The following is a 1,188-nucleotide window of genomic DNA, read 5'->3' as shown; positions in this document are numbered from 1 at the left end:
TGATATGACAGGTGTCTTGCCTCCAGTATCATTGCTGAGCAAAGAAGCAGCAGCGTATCACTTCCTAAGTGGTTACACGGCTTTGGTTGGTTCTACTGAGATGGGCTCAGACTCTAAGCTTAAGTCAACATTCTCAACATGTTTTGGTGCGCCGTTCTTCCCTCGCCCAGCGGGTGAATATGCTGAATTGCTAATGAAGCGTATGGAAGAATTCGGTTCCAAAGTTTACCTAGTTAACACTGGTTGGACTGGTGGTTCATACGGTGTGGGCCAGCGCTTTAGCATCCCAACAACTCGTGGAATCATTTCTGCAATTCAGAGCGGTGCTTTGGCTGATGCGGAAACAACACATTTAGAACAGCTTAACTTGGATATCCCAGTAGCTGTACCAGGCGTTGATTCTGGCCTACTTAACCCTCGTGATACATGGGCAGACAAAGATGCTTATGATGCGAAAGCGGCTGATTTGATTTCTCAATTCGTTGAGAATTTTAAGAAGTTTGATGTATCAGAGTCTATCGTTGCTGCAGGGCCTAAGGCTTAGTAGCTTGGCCTGAAGTTTAAAAAGCCGGTGTCTGGAAACAGTCACCGGTTTTTTTATGCCTATTTGATTTTTCCGTGTTTTCTGCAATTCAATTTATAAGCCTTATCGCTTAGTGCATTTCGCTTTTTTCGCCACTTGTCCATTTGTGCGGAGCTGCCTCCTGCACGTCTTTTATCATTGATCATATCGATCTTTGTCGCGATCCTTTTGCACTGCTCTTTGGAGCCTTGCAGGTTCTTTGCTTCTAATTTTGATGAATGAACTATTAAGAGTGTCGTAATGACTATGCTAAGCAGTAATGCAGCAGTGCGATTGAGTTGCATAGGAATCCTTTTCTATGTGATTTTTCATGTGAATTGAGTAAGTAGAAAAAAGCCCCGCGTGATAGATCAGGCAGGGCTTTTACTATTGGTTTACCAAGGTGTCACTAAGACATCATTTGATAAAACAGTGGTGTGAACGCAACGATAAGAAGTACTGTACCCATCGTAATAAGAGGGAGAAGTATTTTCTCATAACGCTGGTAGAAGGTTCCTTCTGTTAGCACAGCAGCCAGAGCTTCTTTCTCACCTACAACCTGGCGTGCAAGTAAGTGGTTAAGTGCAACCGGTGGGCTCAGATAACCAAGCTCAAACGCTACCAGT

The 1,188-nt window shown here is 43.9% G+C and carries 1 protein-coding gene and 1 pseudogene; one reads left to right on the top strand and one right to left on the bottom strand.

The genetic code is table 11. The features are described from left to right. On the top strand, nt 1-544 hold a 544-nt coding region (locus tag A3738_RS06955), incomplete at its 5' end, for a phosphoenolpyruvate carboxykinase (ATP) (protein ID WP_156504032.1). Between the two features lie 427 nt (nt 545-971). On the opposite strand, the pseudogene A3738_RS06945 reads toward A3738_RS06955, so the two are convergent. Continuing rightward, a pseudogene (locus A3738_RS06945) lies at nt 972-1,188 on the bottom strand (C4-dicarboxylate ABC transporter); the annotation flags it as partial.

This window comes from Oleiphilus sp. HI0066, from assembly GCF_001635725.1.
The sequence above is the reverse complement of the archived record's forward strand: the minus strand, read 5'-3'. Positions and strand labels throughout refer to the sequence as shown.